Raw genomic sequence first — 18,806 nt, forward strand, 5'->3', positions numbered from 1 at the left:
CGATGCTGGCAGTATGGGTGGAACAGCTGCTGGGCTTTGCCACGGGGGCACTGGGCGCCATTCGCGAGGATGAGCGCTATCCCACGCTGATGGCCTGGGCCCGCGAGCAGGGGCCGGCGCTGGTCGGCGGCGACGCGGCGCTGGCCCAGGCGCTGGCCCCGGAGCTGTGGTCGCAGACGCCGCTGGCGCGGCTCGACTTCGCCGCCGAGCCGCTGGCCCGGCCGGGACGCAACGAGCCCTGCTGGTGCGATTCCGGGCGCAAGACCAAGCACTGCTGCGGGGCGGTCAGCCTGCCCGGGCACGTGCCGACCCACCTGATGTGGATGCTCTCGCTGCGCGACTGGAAGGGCGATACCTTGAAGGCGGCACTGGCCAGCGGCCGGGCGCCGGCCCAGGCCCTGCTGGAGGCCGGGCTGATCGCCGCCGAGTCGGGCCAGCGCGGGCGCGCCCAGCAGATCCTCGAATCGCTGTTCGAGCGCGCCGACTGGCTGACGCTGCCCGAGCAGGCGGAGCCCGCCTTCGAGATCCTCATCGACCTCTACCAGGAGCGCGGCTTCAACCGCAAGCGCGAGGCGCTGCTCGACGCGGTGCTCGATCGCGGGCCGCTGTTCCTGCGCGGCGTGGCCCTGGAGCGCCTCTGCCTGATGCACCTCGACAACGACGACCTGGACAGCGCCCGGGCCGCCTTCGTGCGCGCCCAGCAGGCGCTGCCCGACTCGCCGACGCTGGCCTACATCGAGGCGATGCTGCTGCTCCATGAGGGGCACGAGCAGGAGGCCGCGGAGCGCTCGCGCTTCTGGTTCCGGCGCCTGGCCCGCCAGGGCGAACTGGATCCCGACCAGCTGCAGTTCCTGGCCGACCTGGCCGACAACCCCGGCGCGACCCTGGCCGACCAGCTGCTCAGCGCCGAGGAGGACCTGGCCGAGCCGCTGGTGGCCCTGCAGGCGCTGCTCGCCGAGCTGCCCGTCGCCCCGCGCCTGGAGATCCGCCGCGACGCCGAGGCCGGCCTCGAGTACCACTCCACCGCCCGCGAGGACACCCTGTTCGCCGCCTGGCAGAAGGTCTTCAAGTCCCGGGTCGAGAGCGATGCGCCCATGGGCTTCGACGAGGATCCCTGGCCGCAGGCCGGCGAGTGGCTCCCCGCGCTCTGTGCCCACCCCGAGTGGCTGGATTCGCCGGCCGTGCTGCAGGCCCTGGCGCTGGCGCTGGCCAGCCGCTTCGGCAGCCTGCCGTGGATGGCGCCAAGCCTGTTCGAGCCGCTGGCGACCCGGCTCGAGCGCTGGCTCGAGCAGGTGCGCGCCGAGGGCGAGGGCGGCTTCCTGTGGGACAACGCCGATAACGCCGTGCTGCTGCGCTCGGGCCTGGCCCTGGTGGTCGGCATGGAGCGCGGCGCCCGCGCCCGCTCCCGGGAGCTGGCCGAGCGGCTGCTGACCCTGGACGCCGAGGACAGCCTGGGGCTTCGTGAGCTGGTGCTCGATCAGCTGCTGCGGGAAGGGCGCGATCGCGCGGCGCTGGAGCTCAGTGTGCGCGAACTCGAGGGCGAGGATGACGAGGCGCCGCCGCTCGGGCTGCTGATGGGGCGAGTGCTGGCGCTCTATCGCCTGGAGCGCCGCGACGAGGCCGACGAGGCGCTGGCCGAGGTGCGTCGCCACAATAGCCATGTGGTCTCGATGCTATGCGCCGAGAACCCGCGCCCGGTTGGCAGCGGCGGTGACGGGGTCGCCGCGCCCGGCTCCCGGGCCGAGGCCTGGCAGTACCGTACCCTGATGCGCGACCAGTGGCGCACCACCCCGGGCGCGCTGGACTGGCTGCAGGGCCGGCTCGGCGAGTGACCCGGCGCCGGCCGTCCCGCGCTGGCTTGGGTACCGGCATGGGTGCCGGCTGGGGTGCCGGCGAGCGAGCCTGGCTCAGGCGGCCCGCGGGGCCGCCACCAGCTCGCGGTCGCGGTAGATCCAGATCGCCAGCAGCACCGCCGGTACGCCGAGGGCGGTGGAGATCATGAAGAAGGTGGCATAGCCCTCGCTGCTCACCACCAGGCCGCCGAAGCCGCTCAGGAACTTGCCGGGCAGGGTCATCAGCGACGAGAAGAGCGCGTACTGGGTCGCCGTGTAGGCCCGCGAGGTAAGGCTCGACAGGAAGGCGATGAAGACCGCACTCGCCAGGCCGTTGGCCAGGTTGTCGCCGACGATGGCCATGACCAGCATCGGCAGGTTCTGTCCCGCCAGCGACAGGGCCACGAACATCAGGTTGGTCAGCGCCGCCGCCGCCGCGCCTAGCACCAGGATCGGCCCGATGCCATAGCGGGCCACCAGCAGCCCGCCGAGAATCCCCCCGCCGATGCTCATGGCGATGCCGAAGACGTTGGTGACGTTGGCGATGGTCGCCAGGCTGAACCCCAAATCGATGTAGAGCGGGTTGGCCATCGAGGCCATGGCCAGGTCGCTGATCCGGAACACCGCCACGAACGCCAGCAGCCAGATGGCCTTGCGATGGTGGCGGGTGAAGAAGTCGGTAAAGGGGCAGACGATGGCGCCGATCACCCAGGCGACCAGGCGGCGCAGCGGCTTTGGTCGCCCGCGAGAGGCGCGCAGGAAGGCGCGCACTCGCGGCTCGTGGATCAGCTGCGTGCCGAGCGAGGTCCGCTCGGGCTCCGGGCGCAGCAGCACCGTGACCGCCCCGACGCCGACCAGCGCCGCCATGCAGAGATAAGCGGCCTCCCAGGAGACCAGCGAGGCCACGTAGAGGGCCCCGGCGCCGGCGGCCAGCAGTCCGCCGCGGTAGCCGATGATGTAGGTCGAGGCCATCGCGGCCTGGACATCGTCCGGGGCCGATTCGATGCGAAAGGCGTCGATGGCGATGTCCTGGGTCGCGCTGCCGAAGGCTACCAGCAGCGCGAAGGCGGCCACCAGCGGCAGGTGATCGACCGGGTCGATGCCGGAGAGGCCGATCAGGCCGGCGGCGATCATCGCCTGGGCCAGCAGCATCCAGCCGCGACGTTGACCGAAGGTGCGGGTCAACAGCGGCAGGGCGAGCCGGTCCACCACCGGGGCCCAGAAGAACTTGATCGAATAGAGCATGCCGATCCAGGCGAAGAAGCCGATGGCCGCCACCTCGACGCCGGTGCTGCGCAGCCAGGCCGAGAGCGTGGAGAACACCAGCAGGAAGGGCAGGCCGGCGGAGAAGCCGAGGAACAGCATGGTGATGACCGGAGCGCGCAGATAGATCACCAGGGCGTCGTGCCAGCTGCGGCGAGCGGTGGGGGGCGACATGTCGGGCAGGACTCCTTGCGCCGGGGCGTGCGTGGGGACTCGAGGGCGGTCACGCAGGTCCCCGCCATCGATGATAAAATTGCAATCAGTCGCCGGGCCAACGGCCGTTCGGCCCATGTCGCCCGCGGGCCGATGCCCGGGGTGGACATGCGGTGGGATTGTTGCAGAGCACCGGCAGTGATACCAGCAGGAAGCCGATCAGGAGCCATATGAGCGATTCAGAGATTCGTCACCACGAGGCCGATGATGCCGTCCCCCGCTGGTACGTGATTCAGTGCAAGGGCGGGGAGTCCTTCCGCGCCGCCGAGCACCTGACCAACCAGGGCTACGAGATCTTCCATCCCGTGCTGCAGGTCCAGAAGAAGCGCCGCGGCAAGCTCGAGTGGGTCAGCGAACCGCTCTTTCCCTACTACCTCTTCATTCGGCTCGATCGCCTGGCCAGCAACTGGCGTCCCATTCGCTCTACCCGCGGGGTGCTGAAGATCGTCACCTTCGGCCTCGCGCAGCCGGTGCCGGTCAGCGACTCGCTGATCACGACCCTGCTCGAGCATGGCAGCGACGAGCAGGACGCGACGGCGAACGTCTACTTCCGCGCCGGCGAGGCGGTGGAGATCACCGAGGGGCCCTTCAAGGACCTGCAGGCGGTGTTCTCGAGCCACAAGGGCGAGGAGCGAGCCATCGTGCTGCTCAACCTGCTGCACCAGCAGCAGCGTCTCGAGATGCCCGTCGGCCAGCTGCGCCGCCGCGAGTAGCCGTCGGCCTCGTCGCCTATCCCTTCATCGCTCAAGGAGCCCCCATGACCATCGACTCTCAACGCGTCGTGTCCCTGCACTACGTGCTCAGCGACCGGGACGGCAATGTCCTCGACGACTCCCGGGCCCGGGCGCAGCCGCTCGAGTACCTGCACGGCCACGGCAATATCATGGCCGGCCTGGAGCATGCCCTGGCGGGCCGCGCCGCCGGTGCCGAGCTCTCCGTCACCCTGATGCCGGCCGAGGCCTACGGTCTGCGCGACGAGGCGCTGGTGCGCGAGGTCGGGCGGCACGCTTTTCCCGCGCCCGACCACGCGCCCGGCATGCGCTTCCAGACCCCCGGCGACGACGGCCCGGAGATCGTCACTATCCTCGAGGTGCGCGACGACGGCGTGCTGATCGACACCAACCACCCGCTGGCCGGCCACACCCTGCGCTATCGCCTCGAGGTGCTCGAGGTCCGCGAGGCCACCCGCGCCGAGCTGGCCAAGGGCCATCCGCTGCCGCCCGGCACCGAGCCCGGCGAGGTCGAAGACAAGAAGATGGTCTGAGCGTCGTCGCCGGGCGACAACGCCAACGGCAATTTGCAGCGACTGGGGAAGCGCGCCTGGGGCAGGCCTCGTCGCGGTCGACTCGCGGTAGGCTGGGCGCCTCGTTCCGCCACCCAGGGAAGCCCATTGATGAGCGACCACTCTGTCCTTTGCCCCCGCCGGCGCACGCTGCTGGCCGCCCTCGGCCTGGTCGGCGTTGCCGCCTACGCGGCCCCGACCCTCTCCACCCTGGGCCAGGCCCAGGCCGGCGACTGGGACGACGGGCGCTGGCGGATCGTCTACGAGACCCATCCGGAGACCCGGGAGCGTCGCTACGTGGACGACTACCGCGAACATCGCCGCCACCGCCACCACAAGCATCACCGTCGTCACCGGCACTCGAAGCACAGCCACAGCCACAGCCATAGCCATAGCTTCAGCTATCCCAGTCACAGCTTCCCCAGCCGCTGGTGAGCGAGTCGCCGATCAGCACGCGGTGTCTCGAGTCCCTGCAGCCGGCGGGGCTCGAGGTGGCCCTGAGACTCGAACAGGCGCCCGAGCTCGCCGAAGCGCTGCGCGCGGCGATGCCCGGCTGGCCGCTTGCGCCCGCGCCGGCCTCGGCGCTCTCGCCGCCATCATCATCTGTCGAGGCGCCCCCGTTCCGGGAGCTAAGGGCCTGGCGTGAGGCAGACGGCTATGGCCAGGCCGTGCCGGGCCGGTCGCGGCCCCGGCGGCTGCCCGGCATCGCCACGGCGGCCGGCAGCCTGATCGCCGACCTGATATCGCTGCTGCTCGAGACCAGGCCACAGCAGAACGGCCTGCACTGTGCCGCCGTGGAGATCGGCGGGCGGCTGGTGCTCTTTCCCGCTACCCACCGGGCGGGCAAGAGCCTGCTCAGCGCCGCCTTCGCCGCCGCCGGCTATCGCGTCTTCGCCGACGACGTGCTGATGCTGAGCGACGGTGATGTAGACAAGGACGGGAGCCAAGGGCGCGGTCGCGTGCCGGGAGAGCCACTGGGCGAGGCGCTGGGCATCGCGCCGCGGCTGCGCCTGCCCTTGCCGGAGCCCCTCTCTGCCGAACTGGTGGCGTTCATCGCCGCCCGCGAAGGCGTCTCGGATGAGCGTTATCACTATCTGGCCCTGGGCGAGGACCGCCTCGCCGGCCACGGCGAGGCGTGCCCCATCGGCGCCATCGTGATGCTGGATCGCGTGCCGGGAACCGCGGCGCCCACCCTGACGCGCCTCTCTCCCGGCGATGGCCTGCTACGGCTGCTGGGCCAGAGCCTCGCCGGCGACGCGCACGATCCCGCCCGCCGGGTCGAGCGGCTGCTGCCGATGATGCAGGGCCTGCCGTGCCGGTCGCTTCGCTACGACGACCCCGTGGCGGCCGTCGAGCGGGTGGTGGCGGGGCTGGCCGAAGATGATCTGACCGAGCAGCCGCTGGACGAGGCCGACCCTCGGCCGGCCTGCCCGTTATCCGAGAGCATACCGACCGTCGGCGTCCCGGACGCGGCTTGGCGCCGTCGGCCGGTGGAGGCGGAGTACCCCCTGGGCGAAGAACACTTTCTGGTCGATGGCCAGGGCGGGGTGCACCGCTTGAGCGCCGTGGCTGCCGGCATCTGGCGCCTGCTGGGCCTCGAGGCCCTGAGTCGTGCCGAGGTGGCGGCGCTGCTGGCCGAATGCTTCCCCGAGGTCGAGCCCGCGCGGCTCGCCCGGGATGTGGCACGGCTCTTCGACGACCTGGCGGCGGCTGGGCTGATCGCGCCCGATGTCGAGCGCTGAGCGCGGCGTTCCGACGCCGATTCCGCCGGCAGCGCTCCCGAATCTGATCTGCATCAAGTCTCGCTGGTCTCCGATCACCGGGCCGGCGGCAAACTTGATGCAGGTCAGTTTACGTCTCCCGATGGCGCGCTAGAGTGCACTCAACACATCGAGACGGGAGGACACACCATGTACTTGGATGACGCCGTAATCTTCGGGCTTGTTACCGTCGCGATGATGATCGCTTTCATGGGGGGCTGGATCGCGTTCGTCGTTCGCGATCACCATCGCAAGAACAAGCACTGATCCAGCCGCTTCTAGAGTCGTCAGGGGAGGGGGGAGCTTTCCCCCCAGTAGCCGACCCACTTGGGTCGGCTTTTTTTCGTCTGTCCTTTTCTCATCCCGAGTCGCCGAGTCGCCCGTCCTCGCCGGCGGCCCGACAGCGGCCGCCGGCTCAACGAGTGCTCTCTAGCAACCTGTGGTGAAGTCAGCCTGCCCGGGTAGACGTATTCCAGTAGCCGAACTCATGGCGCCGAGTTCAGTGGACCGAGCTCGGTGATGTTGCGGATCGCCTCCTGCTCCGCCCTTGCCGCGTCACCGGCGCAGATCGCCTCGATCAGTTCCCGATGGGACTCGGCGATGGTGTCGACGCGAAAGTCGCGGTTGGACGTCTTGATATAGAGCAGGAACTGATTCTTGATCAGGTCGTACTGCTTCTTGAGACGCGCATGCTCGGCGAGCTCCACGATCGCGAGATGAAGCCCCAGGTCGGCCTGGGTGATGCGTTCGATGGAGCCCGTCCGGCACAGTGCCTCCAGCGTCTCGAAGGCGTCCAGCAGCCGTTGCTTCCCGGCGGGCGTGATGCGCTGGGCGGCGAGTCGTGACGCCATGCTCTCCAGCGCCACGCGCAGGGTATAGAGCTCCCAGATGTCCTGCTCCGTGAATTCGACGACCCGCCACCCCACGTAGGGGCGCTGCTCGATGAGCCCCTCGTTGCCCAGGCGCTGCAGGGCGATGCGTACCGTTCCCCGCGACAGCGCATAGTCCTTGGCCAGGCGCGACTCGACCAGTCGTTCGCCGGGCTGAATGACGCCCTCCAGGATCTGCTCCCGGATGAGGTCCACGGCCTGGTCCTCCAGGCTGATCTTGTTGATGGTGCGCGGGCTGGCGGTCACGGGCATCCTCGAGTGGCTGGAACGTTCCTGCGCGGGGCGCGGATGCATTCTAACAGCGATCGATGATCGAAGGGCGGGGTGGCCATGGTGCCGATCTCGCTTCGAGCAGGATATTTCGACTAAAGTCGAGTTTTGTGGATTGTAGGACAGTTTACAATTCGCGCTCGACGCCAGGCCCTCAGGCGTCGCCGAGGAAGCTCGGGGGTGCGCCGCCGCCTCGACTTCCACGCCTCAAGGTCTCCCGTGCAGGAGTAAAGATGTCGAGCACGATCATCGAAAGCGTCGAGGTCCGCGTCGTGGGTCCGGACGTGCCACGCCACCGGCTCGCCGGGGACATGCAGGAGGTGTTCGAGACGCTCACCCTGACGCGTCTCACCTCGGCCAGCGGCCTCGTCGGCATTTCCGGGGTCACCACCTATTCGGAGCACGACTTCGACAGGACGCTCGGCGAGTCCATCCGCCTGCTCGGCCCCGAGCTGATCGGGCGCGATGCCAATGAGACGGCGGCGATCTGGTCGCATCTGGTCGCCCGCTACAGCAGCATGACGCCGCGCCCCCAGTCGGCGATCGACATCGCCCTGTGGGACCTCAAGGCCAAGGCGCTTGAGCAGCCGCTGTATCGGCTGCTGGGGGCGGAGCGTGAAAGCATCCCCGCCTACGCCAGCACCCCGGTGCTCGATACGCCCGAGGCCTATCTGCGCTACGGGGAAGCGCTGTGCGAGCAGGGGTATCGTGCGGTCAAACTGCACGTGCCGTGCCGCCTCGAGCAGGATCTCGCCATTGTCGAGGCCTGGGACGCGCATTTCGGCGAGCGCCTGCCGTTCATGATCGATCTGGAGGAGCGCTATACCCTCGAGGACGCCGAGCGGCTGGCCGAGCGGCTCAGTCGCACCGCCTGCGTATGGCTCGAGGCGCCGCTGCCGGATGCCGACCTCCAGGGCTACGCGCGCCTGCGGGCCGGCACCGCCCCGCGCATCCTGGCGGCCGGCAACACCCTGCTGCATCCCGAGCTGATGGCGCTGGCGATCGAGCGGGGCGCCTGGGATGGGCTGCGCTTCGACGTCAACTACGCGGGCGGCTTCACCCGAGGGCGTGAGATGGTGGCCCTGGCCCGTGAGCACCGCCTGCCCCTGGAGCTGCAGTCCTGGGGCTACAGCCTGCGCCAGGCCGCCAACCTGCACCTGATGCTGGCCAATCCCAACAGCCTCTACTTCGAACAGCCGGTGCCCTGCGAGCCCCATGAGTGGGGCTGTATCGCCCCGATCCGTACCCGCGACGGCCTCGTCTCTGCCCCCGCTGGGCACGGGCTGGGCGTCGAGATGGATGGGGCCCAGGTGGACCGGAACACCCTCTGGCACTGGTCGAGCGACACACCATGAAAATCACCGATATCGACGTCATCGAGCTCAAGGCCGACAGCGGCCGCGCGCTGGATCTCGACCCCACCTATCACTGCTGCCTGGTCCGCGTCATGACCGACTCGGGACTCAGCGGCATCGCCGAGGTGGACAGCGTGCCCTCGGTGATCCGTGCCATCGTCGAGGCACCGGCCAAGACCAGCACGCTGATGGGCCTGAAGGCCCTGCTGGTGGGCGAGGACCCCGGCGACATTCGTCGCCTGTGGGACAGGATGTATCAGCACACCAGCTACTACGGTCGCCGCGGCGTGGTGCTGCATGCGATCAGCGCCATCGACATGGCGCTGTGGGATCTCAAGGGCAAGGCGGAGGGCCAGCCCATCGCCGAGCTGCTGGGGCAGCGCCGCCACGACGCCCTGCCGGCCTACGTGACGGTCTACCCGCTGGGCCGCGATCCGGATGAGCTGCGCCGCGCCCTCGACCGGACGCGAGCCTATCCCGCCCGGGCGATCAAGCTGGCCATCGACGGCTTCTGGCGCGAGGAGCGGGCGCTGGCCCAGCGGCTGCTGCTGACGGCGCGCGAGCACCTCGGCGACGACATGCCGATCATGCTCGACGCCACCGCCACCTTCCACGACGCGGCGGATATCCAGTGGCTGCTGCCGGTGCTCAAGGACTGCCGCATCGACTGGCTCGAGGCGCCGTTCTCGCTAGACAACCTCGCCGCCTTCGAGGCGCTCAAGAACGCCGGCATCCCCGTCGCGGTGGGCGATACCGGGCTGACGGCGAGTGCCGAGTGGGAACCCTACTTCGCCGCCGGCGCCATCGACATCGCCCAGCCCGATATCGGCTGGGTCGGCGGGTTCACCGGCATGAACGACATCGCCACGTTGTGCGATCACCACGGCACGCGGCTGGTCCCCCACGGCTGGAACACCGACATCACCCTGAGCGCCAACCTGCATTTCCTGGCGGCCCGGGCGACGCCGGAGTACGCGGAGTTCTCGACCTCCGACTCGCCCCTGCGCTGGGCGCTGGTCAAGGAGCCCCGCTCCCTCGAGCCCGACGGCACCCTCAGGGTCCCCGAGGGCCCGGGACTGGGCATCGACCTGGACGACGACACCCTGACGCGGTATCGCGTGGCCTGAACGGGCCACGCCGCCGACGCCCCATGACAACAATGGCAACATCTCAGCGAGGCAAGACGATGCAAAGCACGACCCGTGACCCCGAGGTCACGAACAAGAAGTATGACTACGGCCTGATCGTGGTGAGCCTGGTGGTGGTCGCGGCCACCATCGTGGGCCTGACCGTTTCCCCCGAGCAGGGATCGGCGATCGCCAACCGCGCCTTCGCGGCGATCACCTATGTCTTCGGCACGCCGACCCTGGTCTTCGCCCTGGCGAGTTTCGCCTTCCTGCTGTGGCTGGCGTTCAGCAAGTACGGCGATATCCGGCTCGGCCAGGAGGGACCGGATTTCTCCACCAAGAGCTGGGTGGGCATGATCCTCACGGCGGGCCTGGGCTCGGCCACGGTCTACTGGGCCTTTCTCGAGTGGGCCTACTACTACCAGACCCCGGGGCTCGGCGTTGCGGCGCGCAGCGACGACGCCTATGCCTGGTCGCTGGCCTACAACTTCTTCCACTGGGGGCTGAGCGCCTGGAGCCTCTACTGCATCGCCGTGCTGCCCATCGCCTACCACCTCTACGTCAGGAAGCATTCCGGCTTTCGACTGAGCTCGGTGGTGGCCGCCATCACCGGCATCCGTCAGCGGGGGCCGCTCGGCAAGCTGGTCGACCTGATCTTCATCTTCACCTGCATCGGCGGGCTCAGCGTCACCCTGGGGCTGAGCATTCCGCTGCTCTCGGAGGGGGTGGCCGGCGTCTTCGGGTGGCAGAACAGTTTCATGATCGATCTGGCCATCGTCGCGTTGATCTCGGTGAGCTTCTCGCTGAGCTCCTACCTGGGCATCGAGAAGGGCGTGCGCCGGGTCACCAACTTCAATAGCATCCTGGCGATCCTCTTCCTGGTGGCGCTGTTCGTGTTGGGGCCAAGCAAGTTCATCGTCGACAACTCCGTCAACGCCCTCGGCATCATGCTGCAGAACTTCGTGACCATGAGCCTGTGGACCTCGCCGATTCAGGGCAGCGACTTCCCGGAGTCCTGGACGATCTTCTACTGGCTCTACTGGATCACCTACACCCCCTTCATGGGCGTGTTCGTGGCGCGCATCTCCCGCGGGCGCAGGGTCAAGGAAGTGATCATCAACATGCTGGTGAGCGGCAGCCTCGGCTGCTGGGTGTTCTTCGGCGTGCTGGAGAACTACAGCATGGACGCGCATCTCCATGGCCTGGTCGACGTCGTCGGCGAGATGGCGGCCAGCAGCGGCAACGTGGCGATCCTGCAGGTGCTGGGTACCCTGCCGATGGCGAGCCTGTTCGTGCTGTTCTTCGTGGTGCTCTCGATGCTGTTTCTGATCTCGACCCTGGACTCGGCCTCCTACACCCTGGCGGTCACCGCCTCCAGGGAGCTGCGCAACGGCCAGGATCCGAGTGCCTCCCACCGGCTGTTCTGGTGCCTGATGGTGGTGGTCGTGCCCATGGCGATGATCTTCGTCGACGCGCCGCTCAACACCATCAAGACCGCCGCGATCATGACCGCGGTACCGCTCTCGGCGATCCTGTTGCTGATGTGCTATGGCATGGTGCGCTGGATGCGCGAGGACTACGGGCTCCACTCACGCGAGCAGATCCTGGTCGAGGCGCGCGCGCCGGTCACGCCTGCGCTGGCCACCCGATCGGCCACGCTCTGATCGGCCACTCTCCTGAATCGCCATGCAGATCGAACCGCCCCGAGGGGCGGTTTTTCGTACGTCGCGATGCTCAGGAGGCGGGGTTGACTCAGCGCTGGGCGGTGGCGCGGCCGGCGTCCTGCACCGACCAGCGGTCGGCCAGGGCGCGCATCACCCGTTCCGGATACCAGGTCTTGCCGAGGCTGCCGTTATAGCGCGCCAGCGCTCGGGTCAGGTCGCCGCGCTCCACGGCCAGGTAGTGGGCCAGGATCGTGCAGCCGTAGCGCAGGTTGCGGCGCGGGTCCTTGAGGTCGTCGGCGGGCAGCCCCAGTTCGCGGACCCAGAACGGCATGATCTGCATCAGCCCGACGGCGCCGGCCGAGGAGACGGCCTCGGCCTGGAAGGCGCTCTCCACCTGGATCACCGCCAGCACCAGCGAGGGCGAAAGGCCCGCGAGGCGCGCCTCGTGGTGGATGCGTCCCAGCAGCTCCCGGCGACGCTGCGCCTCCGGGAGGTAGCGGGCGAGCCGCGGCTCCATGGCGTTCAGCCACTGGCGCGCCGCCCAGATATCGGCAGGCGAGGCGGGCGAGTCGCGCACGACGTCGAGGGTGTCGCGCAGGCTGGCCGGGGTGGACGGCAGGGCCTGCACGAAGGGAGCGGGGCGGTCGGTCGATAGCACTGACGGCAAGAGTTCCGGGGGAAGGGCGGCCAGGAAGTCCTGGTCGCCCTGACCCAGCGCCGCCACGGAAGGCAGGGCGCAGACCACCGCAAGCGCGATGGCCCGATAGCGCTTAGATCGCGACCTTCGCGCGCAGGAAGTCGATGATCTCCCCGGCCGGTACCATGGTGGCGTCACTGTCACGGCGTCCCTTGTATTCGAGTTCTTCCTTGTCCAGCCCCCGGTCGCCGACGACCAGGCGGTGGGGAATGCCCATCAGTTCATGGTCGGCGAAGCGCACGCCCGGGCGCAGGTCGCGATCATCCAGCAACACCTCGAGGCCGGCGGCGGTGAGGGCCTGATAGAGTCGTTCGGACTCCTCACGCACGCGCTGCGACTTGTGGGCGTTCATCGGCACCATGGCGACGTGGAAGGGCGCGATGGCGTCGGGCCAGATGATCCCGGCATCGTCGTGGTTCTGCTCGATGGCGGCGGCCACGACCCGGGTCACACCGATACCATAGCAGCCCATCCAGGGATGCACGGCACGACCTTCGTCCCCCAGCACGGTGGCGTTCATCGCCTCGGAGTACTTCTGGCCGAGCTGGAAGACGTGGCCAACCTCGATGCCGCGCTTGATCGCGAGCTCGCCCTGGCCGTCCGGTGAGGGATCGCCCTCCACCACGTTGCGCAGGTCGGCGACCTTGGGCAGGGCCACGTCGCGCTCCCAGTTGATGCCGAAGTAGTGCTGGCCGTCGATGTTGGCGCCGGCGCCGAAGTCGCTCATCAGCGCCACGCTGCGATCGATGATGATCGGCATCTCGAGGTTCACCGGACCCAGCGAACCCGGACCGGCGCCGACCGCCGCGCGGATCTCTTCCTCGGTGGCCATGGTCAGCGGGGCGGCCACCTCGGCGAGGTTCTCGGCCTTGACCTCGTTGAGCTCATGATCGCCGCGCACCAGCAGGGCGACCAGGCCGCCCTCGGCGCCCTGGACCATCAGCGTCTTCAAGGTCTTCTCGATGGGCAGGCCGTGCTGCTCGACCAGGGCGGCGATGGTCTTGGCGTTTGGCGTATCAACCAGGCGCAGCGCCTCGGCGGGCGCGGCGCGCTCGCCCTGGGGCGCCAGTGCCTCGGCCTTCTCCATGTTGGCGGCGTAGTCCGAGCCGGTGGAGAAGACGATGTCGTCCTCGCCGGAGTCGGCCAGCACGTGGAACTCGTGGGAGCCGGTGCCGCCGATGGCGCCGTTGTCGGCGATCACCGGGCGGAAGTCGAGCCCCAGGCGGGTGAAGATGCGCACGTAGGCATCGTACATCGCCTGGTAGGTCTCCTTGAGCGAGGCCTCGTCCACGTGGAAGGAGTAGGCGTCCTTCATGATGAACTCGCGGGAGCGCATCACCCCGAAGCGCGGCCGGATCTCGTCGCGGAACTTGGTCTGCACCTGGTAGAAGTTGGCCGGCAGCTGCTTGTAGCTGGCGATCTCCTTGCGGACCAGGTCGGTGATCACTTCCTCGTGGGTCGGGCCGACGCAGTAGTCGCGGTCGTGGCGATCCTTGAGGCGCAGCAGTTCCGGGCCGTACTGCTCCCAGCGACCGGACTCCTGCCACAGCTCCGCCGGCTGCACCGCGGGCATCAGCAGCTCCTGGGCGCCGGCACGATCCATCTCCTCGCGCACGATGCGCTCGACCTTGCGCAGGGTCTTGAGCCCCATCGGCAGCCAGGTGTAGAGGCCGGAGGTGAGGCGGCGGATCATGCCCGCGCGCAGCATCAGCTGGTGGCTGATGACCTCGGCGTCGGCAGGCGTTTCCTTGAGGGTGGCGATCAACAGTTGACTGGCGCGCATGGGTCCGGGGTTTCCTCGAGCGGGGGCTTGTGCAGAAGCGGGTACGGGGCCGCACGGAGCGGCGACCATGACCCCGCATTGTACGGCCAACCCCGGTTGGCGGCAAAAGCCCGCCGCCCGCCGGTCCGAGACTCGGCCCTTCGGGGCTCAGCGTCCCGGTAGCCCCTCGGGCCGGTAGCGCTCGAGCAGCGCCCAGAGGATCGCCGCGGTCTCGGCGTCGGGCCAGCCGCGGTAGTCCGCGGGACGAAAGCGCATCTGGAAGGCCCGCAGCACGGCCCGGGTGTGCTCGTCGGTCCTGCCGGTGGCTTCCAGCCCATAGCCCCAGGCCGCCAGGGCGGCCTGCAGGCGGGCAAGCGAGGGCGCCTCGTTCTCGAAGCGGGCGCGCCAGCGCGCCACGGCGTCGGGCTCGGGCCAGGGGCCGATGCCGGCCTCATGCAGGCGCTGCCAGGGCAAGGCCGGTCCGGGGTCGATCTTGCGCGTGGGGGCGATGTCGGCGTGGGCCACCACGTTCGTGGCCTCGATGCCGTGGCGGGCGATGATGTCCTGGGCCAGGGCGATCAGGGTGTCGATCTGGGCGTCGGGGTAGGGGGCCCAGGCGATCGCGTTCGCCTGGTTGGCCGCCAGGCGCCGCTCGAGCTCGGCCGTCGTGCGATCCGGCCCGGCGTTGACGATCTCGATGCCGATGGAGGTGGTGTTGAGATCCGCCTGGCCCTTCCAGCGGCTGGCGCCGGCGTGCCAGGCGCGCCGGCATTCCTCCACCAGCTGGTAGACCCGCGGTGCGGGCCCGCGGGGCAGCACGTAGTGGCTGCTGACGCGGGGGCCCGTCAGGGTGGCCAGCGCCTCGGCCTCGTCGCCGTCGGTGTAGTGCAGGACCAGGTGGCGGACCCGGCTGTTGTGGGAGGGGGCCACCTGGGTGTGGTCGACCGTATAGCCCGCCCGGCGCTCCAGGGGCTCGGGGCCCGCGCAGGCACCCAGCAGCAGCGTCAGGAGCAGGAGGGGCAGCAGCATCACGCGATGGCGCACGACTCAGCCTCCCGTCGGCAGCAGGCGCACCAGCATGCCCAGCACCAGGGTCGTCGAGACGCTGAGCAGGGTGCCGAGCAGCACGTATTCGGTGAGCTTGCGGTCTCGGGTCTCGCGCAGGTCGCCGAAGCGCAGCACCGACTTGGCGGCGAGCAGGAAGCCCACCGCGGTGAGCTGGTCCAGCAGCACCAGGGTCAGCACCAGCAGCCGTTCCAGCACGCCGATGCGCGCGCCGGCGCGGGCCAGGGTGCCGGTGTCCTCGAGCTCGGCGCTCCAGCGCCGCATGATCAGTGCGATGGCGATCGACAGCGGGCGCGTCACCACGAGGTAGGCGGTGGCCACGCCCAGCACCGTCGGTGAGGCCAGCCAGACGCCCAGCGCCTGCAGTGGAGCAAGGCTCTCCAGCCAGACCAGCCAGAGGCCCGCCAGCACCAGCAGGTGGCCGGCCTGGTCGAGCAGGAACCAGCGCAGCTCGACGGCCGGCTGCCGGGACTTGGCGAGGTCGATCAGCCAGTGGCTGGCGCTCACCGCCAGGGCGCCGAGCACCGCGGCCGCCGGCCCCCGGGAAGAGTCCCCGGCGGCCACCAGCAGCACGCCGCCGGCGAGCAGTCCGTGCAGCAGGGCATGCAGCAGCAGGCGCGGGGAGCGCTGGTGCAGGCGGTAGCGCTCGTCCACCCAGCGCCTGGGTTGCAGCAGGAAGTCGCCCACCAGGTGGGCCAGCACCAGCGCCATGAGCAGCGAGAGGGCCTCGGCGCTCATGGCTTCGATGCCTGGTCGTCGAGCCGCCGGCGCAGGTAGGCGAGGCTGTCGGAAAGAAGTGCCCAGCGCGCGGCCCGCAGGCGCTTGTGCACGCTGGGCTGGGAGATGCCCAGGCGCTCGGCGAGGGCCTGCTGTGAGACCGGCTGGGGGGTGTCATGGCCCAGGCTCAGTCCGACGACTTCGGCCGCATAGGGGGACCAGCCATCGAGCAGGTCGTCGATGAAGCGCACCAGCAGGCCAAGCCCCTCGTCCTCGGGTTCGTCCAGCAGGGTCAGCGCCAGGTGGCCGGAGGTGCCCGCGAGTACATCCAGGGCGCGCCCCGAGGCGATGAAGGTCTCGCCGTCGGCCTCGCTCATTCCTGGCTCCGCCGGCCCGACCGCCACGGCGATTCGCGCATCCCAGCGCTGGTCGGGTTCCGACTGCTCGATCAGCGCCGCCCGCAGGGTCACGGCGGCCTCCATGGCCGCCGCCGCCCTAGGCAGGGCGAGCTGGAAGCCGTCGCCGCGGAAGCGCTCGCCGTGGCCGCCGTGGCGGGCCGCGAGGGTCGCCAGGAGCTCATCCAGCCGTCGGTAGAGGCGCGGCCGGTCGCCGACCTTGCGGGACTCGATCACGTCGCCGGTGAGCACGGCGATTCGTCTTGGCATGGGGCTCTCTCCGCAGGACTCTACCGCCAGCATAGCCGTGGAGGCCTATAGCGCAACGTGATAGCCCTTAAAGGCTATAAATCGAGTATATAGTGCTAAAGGGCTATGGATGGGCCTGTTAGAAGGGCTCATGGAAAGAGCTTATATAAAGAGCTTATAGAAGGGTTAGCGGGCCAGCTCGCCCATGGCGCGCTCCAGCCCCGCCAGGGTCATGGGGTACATGCGATCCTCGATCAGCTCGCGGATCAGCCGGGTGGAGTGGGTCATTTCCCAGACGCGCGGCGGGAGCGGGTTGAGCCAGACCAGGCGAGGGAAGGCATCGACCAGGCGCTTGAGCCAGACGGCGCCCGCCTCGTCATTCATGTGCTCGACGCTGCCGTAGCGATGGGTCAGCTCGTAGGGGGACATGGCGGCGTCGCCGACGATCACCACCTGATAGTCGGCTCCGTAGGTGTGCAGCACGTCCATCGTGGCCATGCGCTCGCTGCCGCGTCGCCGGTTGTCGCGCCACAGGCCCTCGTAGGGGCAGTTGTGGAAGTAGAAGGACTCCAGGTGCTTGAACTCCGAGCGTGCCGCCGAGAAGAGCTCCTCGCAGGCCCGGACGTGGTCGTCCATGGAACCGCCGACGTCGAGCAGCAGCAGCACCTTCACCGCGTTGTGGCGCTCCGGGCGCATGCGCACGTTGAGCAGGCCGGCGTCGCGGGCGGTCTCGCGGATGGTCAAGTCGATGTCGAACTCCTGCGCCGCCCCCTGGCGGGCGAACCGCCTGAGCCGGCGCAGGGCCATCTTGATGTTGCGCGTGCCGAGTTCGAGGCTGTCGTCGTAGTCGCGAAAGCGCCGCTCGTCCCACACCTTCACCGCGCGGCGATGCCGTGAGCCGTTCTGGCCGATGCGGATGCCCTCGGGGTTGTAGCCGTAGGCGCCGAAGGGGCTGGTGCCGCCGGTGCCGATCCACTTGTTGCCGCCGGCATGGCGCGCCTGTTGCTCCTCGAGGCGCTGCTTGAAGGTCTCGATCAGCGCCTCGAGTCCGCCCAGGGACTCGATCTGGGCCTTCTCCTCCTCGGAGAGCTGCTTCTCGAACTCGCGGCGCAGCCAGTCGTCGGGAATCAGCGCCTCGATGGCGGCATCGAGGCTGGTGAGCCCCTCGAACCAGGCGGCGAAGGCGCGATCGAAGCGGTCGAAGTGGCGCTCGTCCTTGACCATCACGGTGCGCGCCACCTGGTAGAAGGCCTCCATGTCGGCGAACACCACGCCGCGCTCGACCACCGCGTGGAGGTCGAGCAGCTCGCGCAGCGAGACGGGCACCTCGTGGCGCTTCAGGGTCTCGAACAGGCCGATGAACATGGCTTAGCGGCCTTGCCGGCGCATCATGAACGCCAGCCGCTCAAGGAGCTGGGTGTCCTGCTCGTTCTTGACGAGCGCCCCGGCGAGCGGCGGGAGCGCCTTCGCCGGGTCGCGCTGATAGAGCGCCTCCTGGGCCAGCTCGTCGCTCATCAGGAGCTTCAGCCAGTCGACCAGCTCCGAGGTGGAGGGTCGCTTCTTCAGGCCCGGGGCCTGGCGCAGTTCGAAGAATACCTCCAGCGCCTCGCCGACCAGCCGCGGGGCGACGTCGGGGAAGTGCACGTCGACGATCGCCTGCATGGTCTGCCGGTCGGGGAACTCGATGTAGTGGAAGAAGCAGCGGCGCAGGAAGGCGTCGGGGAGCTCCTTCTCGTTGTTGGAGGTGATGACGATGATCGGGCGGTGGGTCGCGGTGATGGTCTCGCCGGTCTCGTAGACATGGAACGCCATGCGGTCCAGCTCCTGGAGCAGGTCGTTGGGGAACTCGATGTCCGCCTTGTCGACCTCGTCGATCAGCAGCACCACCCGCTGGTCCGCGGTGAAGGCCTCCCACAGCTTGCCGGGGCGGATGTAGTTGCCGACGTCCTCCACGCCCTCGACCCCCAGCTGGGAGTCGCGCAGCCGGCTGACCGCGTCGTACTCGTAGAGCCCCTGGGCCGCCTTGGTGGAGGACTTGATGTGCCAGGTGATCAGCCGGGTGCCGAGCGACGCGGCCAGCTCCTCGGCCAGCAGTGTCTTGCCGGTGCCCGGCTCGCCCTTGATCAAGAGCGGCCGCTCCAGGGTCACGGCGGCGTTCACCGCCTGCTTGAGCGCCTCGGTGGCCACGTAGGTGGAAGTGGAATCAAACGCCATGGGTCGCGCCTCGAAATCGTGGTCGTCGGGAGATCAAACGAGTGTACGGTA

The 18,806-nt window shown here is 69.2% G+C and carries 18 protein-coding genes; 9 read left to right on the top strand and 9 right to left on the bottom strand.

All coding sequences use genetic code 11. From position 1 onward, the window contains the following. Window positions 1–2 precede the first annotated feature (2 nt). Window positions 3–1,832, top strand: a complete 1,830-nt coding sequence (locus tag ABE957_RS03320) for an SEC-C metal-binding domain-containing protein (RefSeq protein WP_349757251.1) — start codon at window positions 3–5, stop codon at window positions 1,830–1,832. 75 nt (window positions 1,833–1,907) lie between these two features. Here ABE957_RS03320 and ABE957_RS03325 read toward each other — a convergent pair whose 3' ends face one another. Further along, window positions 1,908–3,269, bottom strand: a complete 1,362-nt coding sequence (locus tag ABE957_RS03325; RefSeq protein WP_349757252.1) for an AmpG family muropeptide MFS transporter — start codon at window positions 3,267–3,269, stop codon at window positions 1,908–1,910. A gap of 209 nt (window positions 3,270–3,478) precedes the next feature. On the opposite strand from ABE957_RS03325, the gene rfaH reads away from it, so the two are divergent. The 5 genes from rfaH (at window position 3,479) to ccoM (ending at window position 6,617) form a co-directional block, all read left to right on the top strand. Then, window positions 3,479–4,021, top strand: coding sequence for a transcription/translation regulatory transformer protein RfaH (rfaH, locus tag ABE957_RS03330; RefSeq protein ID WP_349757253.1), 543 nt, complete (start codon window positions 3,479–3,481; stop codon window positions 4,019–4,021). Window positions 4,022–4,065: 44 nt separating this feature from the next. After that, complete coding sequence (locus ABE957_RS03335) at window positions 4,066–4,572, top strand: FKBP-type peptidyl-prolyl cis-trans isomerase (RefSeq protein ID WP_349757254.1); 507 nt, start codon at window positions 4,066–4,068, stop codon at window positions 4,570–4,572. Between the two features lie 129 nt (window positions 4,573–4,701). After that, window positions 4,702–5,025, top strand: a complete 324-nt coding sequence (locus ABE957_RS03340) for a hypothetical protein (RefSeq protein WP_349757255.1) — start codon at window positions 4,702–4,704, stop codon at window positions 5,023–5,025. Continuing rightward, on the top strand, window positions 5,022–6,332 hold the full coding sequence (locus tag ABE957_RS03345) for a PqqD family protein (RefSeq protein WP_349757256.1): 1,311 nt from the start codon (window positions 5,022–5,024) through the stop codon (window positions 6,330–6,332). The genes ABE957_RS03340 and ABE957_RS03345 overlap by 4 nt, the downstream gene beginning before the upstream one ends. Window positions 6,333–6,500: 168 nt before the next feature. Then, window positions 6,501–6,617 carry a cytochrome c oxidase subunit CcoM gene (gene ccoM / locus ABE957_RS03350; RefSeq protein WP_349757257.1) on the top strand — a complete coding sequence of 39 codons (117 nt, stop codon included), beginning with the start codon at window positions 6,501–6,503 and terminating at the stop codon, window positions 6,615–6,617. 218 nt (window positions 6,618–6,835) lie between these two features. On the opposite strand, the gene ABE957_RS03355 is transcribed toward ccoM, so the two are convergent. Continuing rightward, window positions 6,836–7,486: a GntR family transcriptional regulator gene (locus tag ABE957_RS03355; RefSeq protein WP_349757258.1), complete on the bottom strand. Its 651-nt coding sequence runs from the start codon at window positions 7,484–7,486 to the stop codon at window positions 6,836–6,838. 257 nt (window positions 7,487–7,743) lie between these two features. Between ABE957_RS03355 and ABE957_RS03360 the strand changes: the two genes are divergently transcribed. The 3 genes from ABE957_RS03360 to ABE957_RS03370 are packed head-to-tail and all read left to right on the top strand — an operon-like array spanning window position 7,744 to window position 11,656. Continuing rightward, window positions 7,744–8,865, top strand: a complete 1,122-nt coding sequence (locus ABE957_RS03360) for a mandelate racemase/muconate lactonizing enzyme family protein (RefSeq protein ID WP_349757259.1) — start codon at window positions 7,744–7,746, stop codon at window positions 8,863–8,865. Continuing rightward, on the top strand, window positions 8,862–9,992 hold the full coding sequence (locus ABE957_RS03365) for a mandelate racemase/muconate lactonizing enzyme family protein (RefSeq protein ID WP_349757260.1): 1,131 nt from the start codon (window positions 8,862–8,864) through the stop codon (window positions 9,990–9,992). The genes ABE957_RS03360 and ABE957_RS03365 overlap by 4 nt, the downstream gene beginning before the upstream one ends. 59 nt (window positions 9,993–10,051) lie before the next feature. After that, entirely contained in the window at window positions 10,052–11,656 is a 1,605-nt protein-coding gene (locus ABE957_RS03370) for a BCCT family transporter (protein WP_349757261.1), read from the top strand. Between the two features lie 88 nt (window positions 11,657–11,744). On the opposite strand, the gene ABE957_RS03375 is transcribed toward ABE957_RS03370, so the two are convergent. The 7 genes from ABE957_RS03375 to ABE957_RS03405 all read right to left on the bottom strand — a co-directional run bounded on the left by ABE957_RS03375 (window position 11,745) and on the right by ABE957_RS03405 (window position 18,755). Beyond that, window positions 11,745–12,401 (bottom strand): transglycosylase SLT domain-containing protein, encoded by a 657-nt coding sequence (locus ABE957_RS03375; protein ID WP_432765389.1) that lies wholly within the window; start codon window positions 12,399–12,401, stop codon window positions 11,745–11,747. A 25-nt stretch (window positions 12,402–12,426) separates the two neighbouring features. Next, window positions 12,427–14,136 (bottom strand): proline--tRNA ligase, encoded by a 1,710-nt coding sequence (locus tag ABE957_RS03380; RefSeq protein ID WP_349757262.1) that lies wholly within the window; start codon window positions 14,134–14,136, stop codon window positions 12,427–12,429. A 147-nt stretch (window positions 14,137–14,283) separates the two neighbouring features. Continuing rightward, the gene (locus ABE957_RS03385) at window positions 14,284–15,159 is read right to left on the bottom strand and encodes an N-acetylmuramoyl-L-alanine amidase (RefSeq protein WP_349757263.1); all 876 of its coding nucleotides are present in this window, start codon (window positions 15,157–15,159) and stop codon (window positions 14,284–14,286) included. A 3-nt stretch (window positions 15,160–15,162) separates the two neighbouring features. Beyond that, complete coding sequence (locus ABE957_RS03390; RefSeq protein ID WP_349757264.1) at window positions 15,163–15,918, bottom strand: DUF3307 domain-containing protein; 756 nt, start codon at window positions 15,916–15,918, stop codon at window positions 15,163–15,165. Beyond that, complete coding sequence (locus ABE957_RS03395; RefSeq protein ID WP_349757265.1) at window positions 15,915–16,562, bottom strand: hypothetical protein; 648 nt, start codon at window positions 16,560–16,562, stop codon at window positions 15,915–15,917. The genes ABE957_RS03390 and ABE957_RS03395 overlap by 4 nt, the downstream gene beginning before the upstream one ends. Window positions 16,563–16,727: 165 nt before the next feature. Then, complete coding sequence (locus ABE957_RS03400; protein ID WP_349757266.1) at window positions 16,728–17,906, bottom strand: vWA domain-containing protein; 1,179 nt, start codon at window positions 17,904–17,906, stop codon at window positions 16,728–16,730. A gap of 3 nt (window positions 17,907–17,909) precedes the next feature. Further along, a complete protein-coding gene (locus tag ABE957_RS03405) occupies window positions 17,910–18,755 on the bottom strand; it encodes an AAA family ATPase (protein ID WP_349757267.1) in 846 nt (281 codons plus the stop codon). Window positions 18,756–18,806: the final 51 nt, after the last annotated feature.

It is taken from the genome of Halomonas pelophila, from assembly GCF_040196315.1.
Classification (GTDB): Bacteria; Pseudomonadota; Gammaproteobacteria; order Pseudomonadales; family Halomonadaceae; genus Halomonas; species Halomonas pelophila.

Excerpts from the sequence above, each read along its gene's own strand:
- ABE957_RS03370 (WP_349757261.1), top strand. The coding sequence starts at position 10,052 with ATGCAAAGCACGACCCGTGACCCCGAGGTCACGAACAAGAAGTATGAC.
- ccoM (WP_349757257.1), top strand. The coding sequence starts at position 6,501 with ATGTACTTGGATGACGCCGTAATCTTCGGGCTTGTTACCGTCGCGATG.
- ABE957_RS03365 (WP_349757260.1), top strand. The coding sequence starts at position 8,862 with ATGAAAATCACCGATATCGACGTCATCGAGCTCAAGGCCGACAGCGGC.
- ABE957_RS03395 (WP_349757265.1), bottom strand. The coding sequence starts at position 16,562 with ATGCCAAGACGAATCGCCGTGCTCACCGGCGACGTGATCGAGTCCCGC.
- ABE957_RS03400 (WP_349757266.1), bottom strand. The coding sequence starts at position 17,906 with ATGTTCATCGGCCTGTTCGAGACCCTGAAGCGCCACGAGGTGCCCGTC.
- ABE957_RS03335 (WP_349757254.1), top strand. The coding sequence starts at position 4,066 with ATGACCATCGACTCTCAACGCGTCGTGTCCCTGCACTACGTGCTCAGC.
- ABE957_RS03380 (WP_349757262.1), bottom strand. The coding sequence starts at position 14,136 with ATGCGCGCCAGTCAACTGTTGATCGCCACCCTCAAGGAAACGCCTGCC.
- ABE957_RS03325 (WP_349757252.1), bottom strand. The coding sequence starts at position 3,269 with ATGTCGCCCCCCACCGCTCGCCGCAGCTGGCACGACGCCCTGGTGATC.
- ABE957_RS03320 (WP_349757251.1), top strand. The coding sequence starts at position 3 with ATGCTGGCAGTATGGGTGGAACAGCTGCTGGGCTTTGCCACGGGGGCA.
- ABE957_RS03390 (WP_349757264.1), bottom strand. The coding sequence starts at position 15,918 with ATGAGCGCCGAGGCCCTCTCGCTGCTCATGGCGCTGGTGCTGGCCCAC.
- ABE957_RS03340 (WP_349757255.1), top strand. The coding sequence starts at position 4,702 with ATGAGCGACCACTCTGTCCTTTGCCCCCGCCGGCGCACGCTGCTGGCC.
- ABE957_RS03405 (WP_349757267.1), bottom strand. The coding sequence starts at position 18,755 with ATGGCGTTTGATTCCACTTCCACCTACGTGGCCACCGAGGCGCTCAAG.
- ABE957_RS03360 (WP_349757259.1), top strand. The coding sequence starts at position 7,744 with ATGTCGAGCACGATCATCGAAAGCGTCGAGGTCCGCGTCGTGGGTCCG.
- rfaH (WP_349757253.1), top strand. The coding sequence starts at position 3,479 with ATGAGCGATTCAGAGATTCGTCACCACGAGGCCGATGATGCCGTCCCC.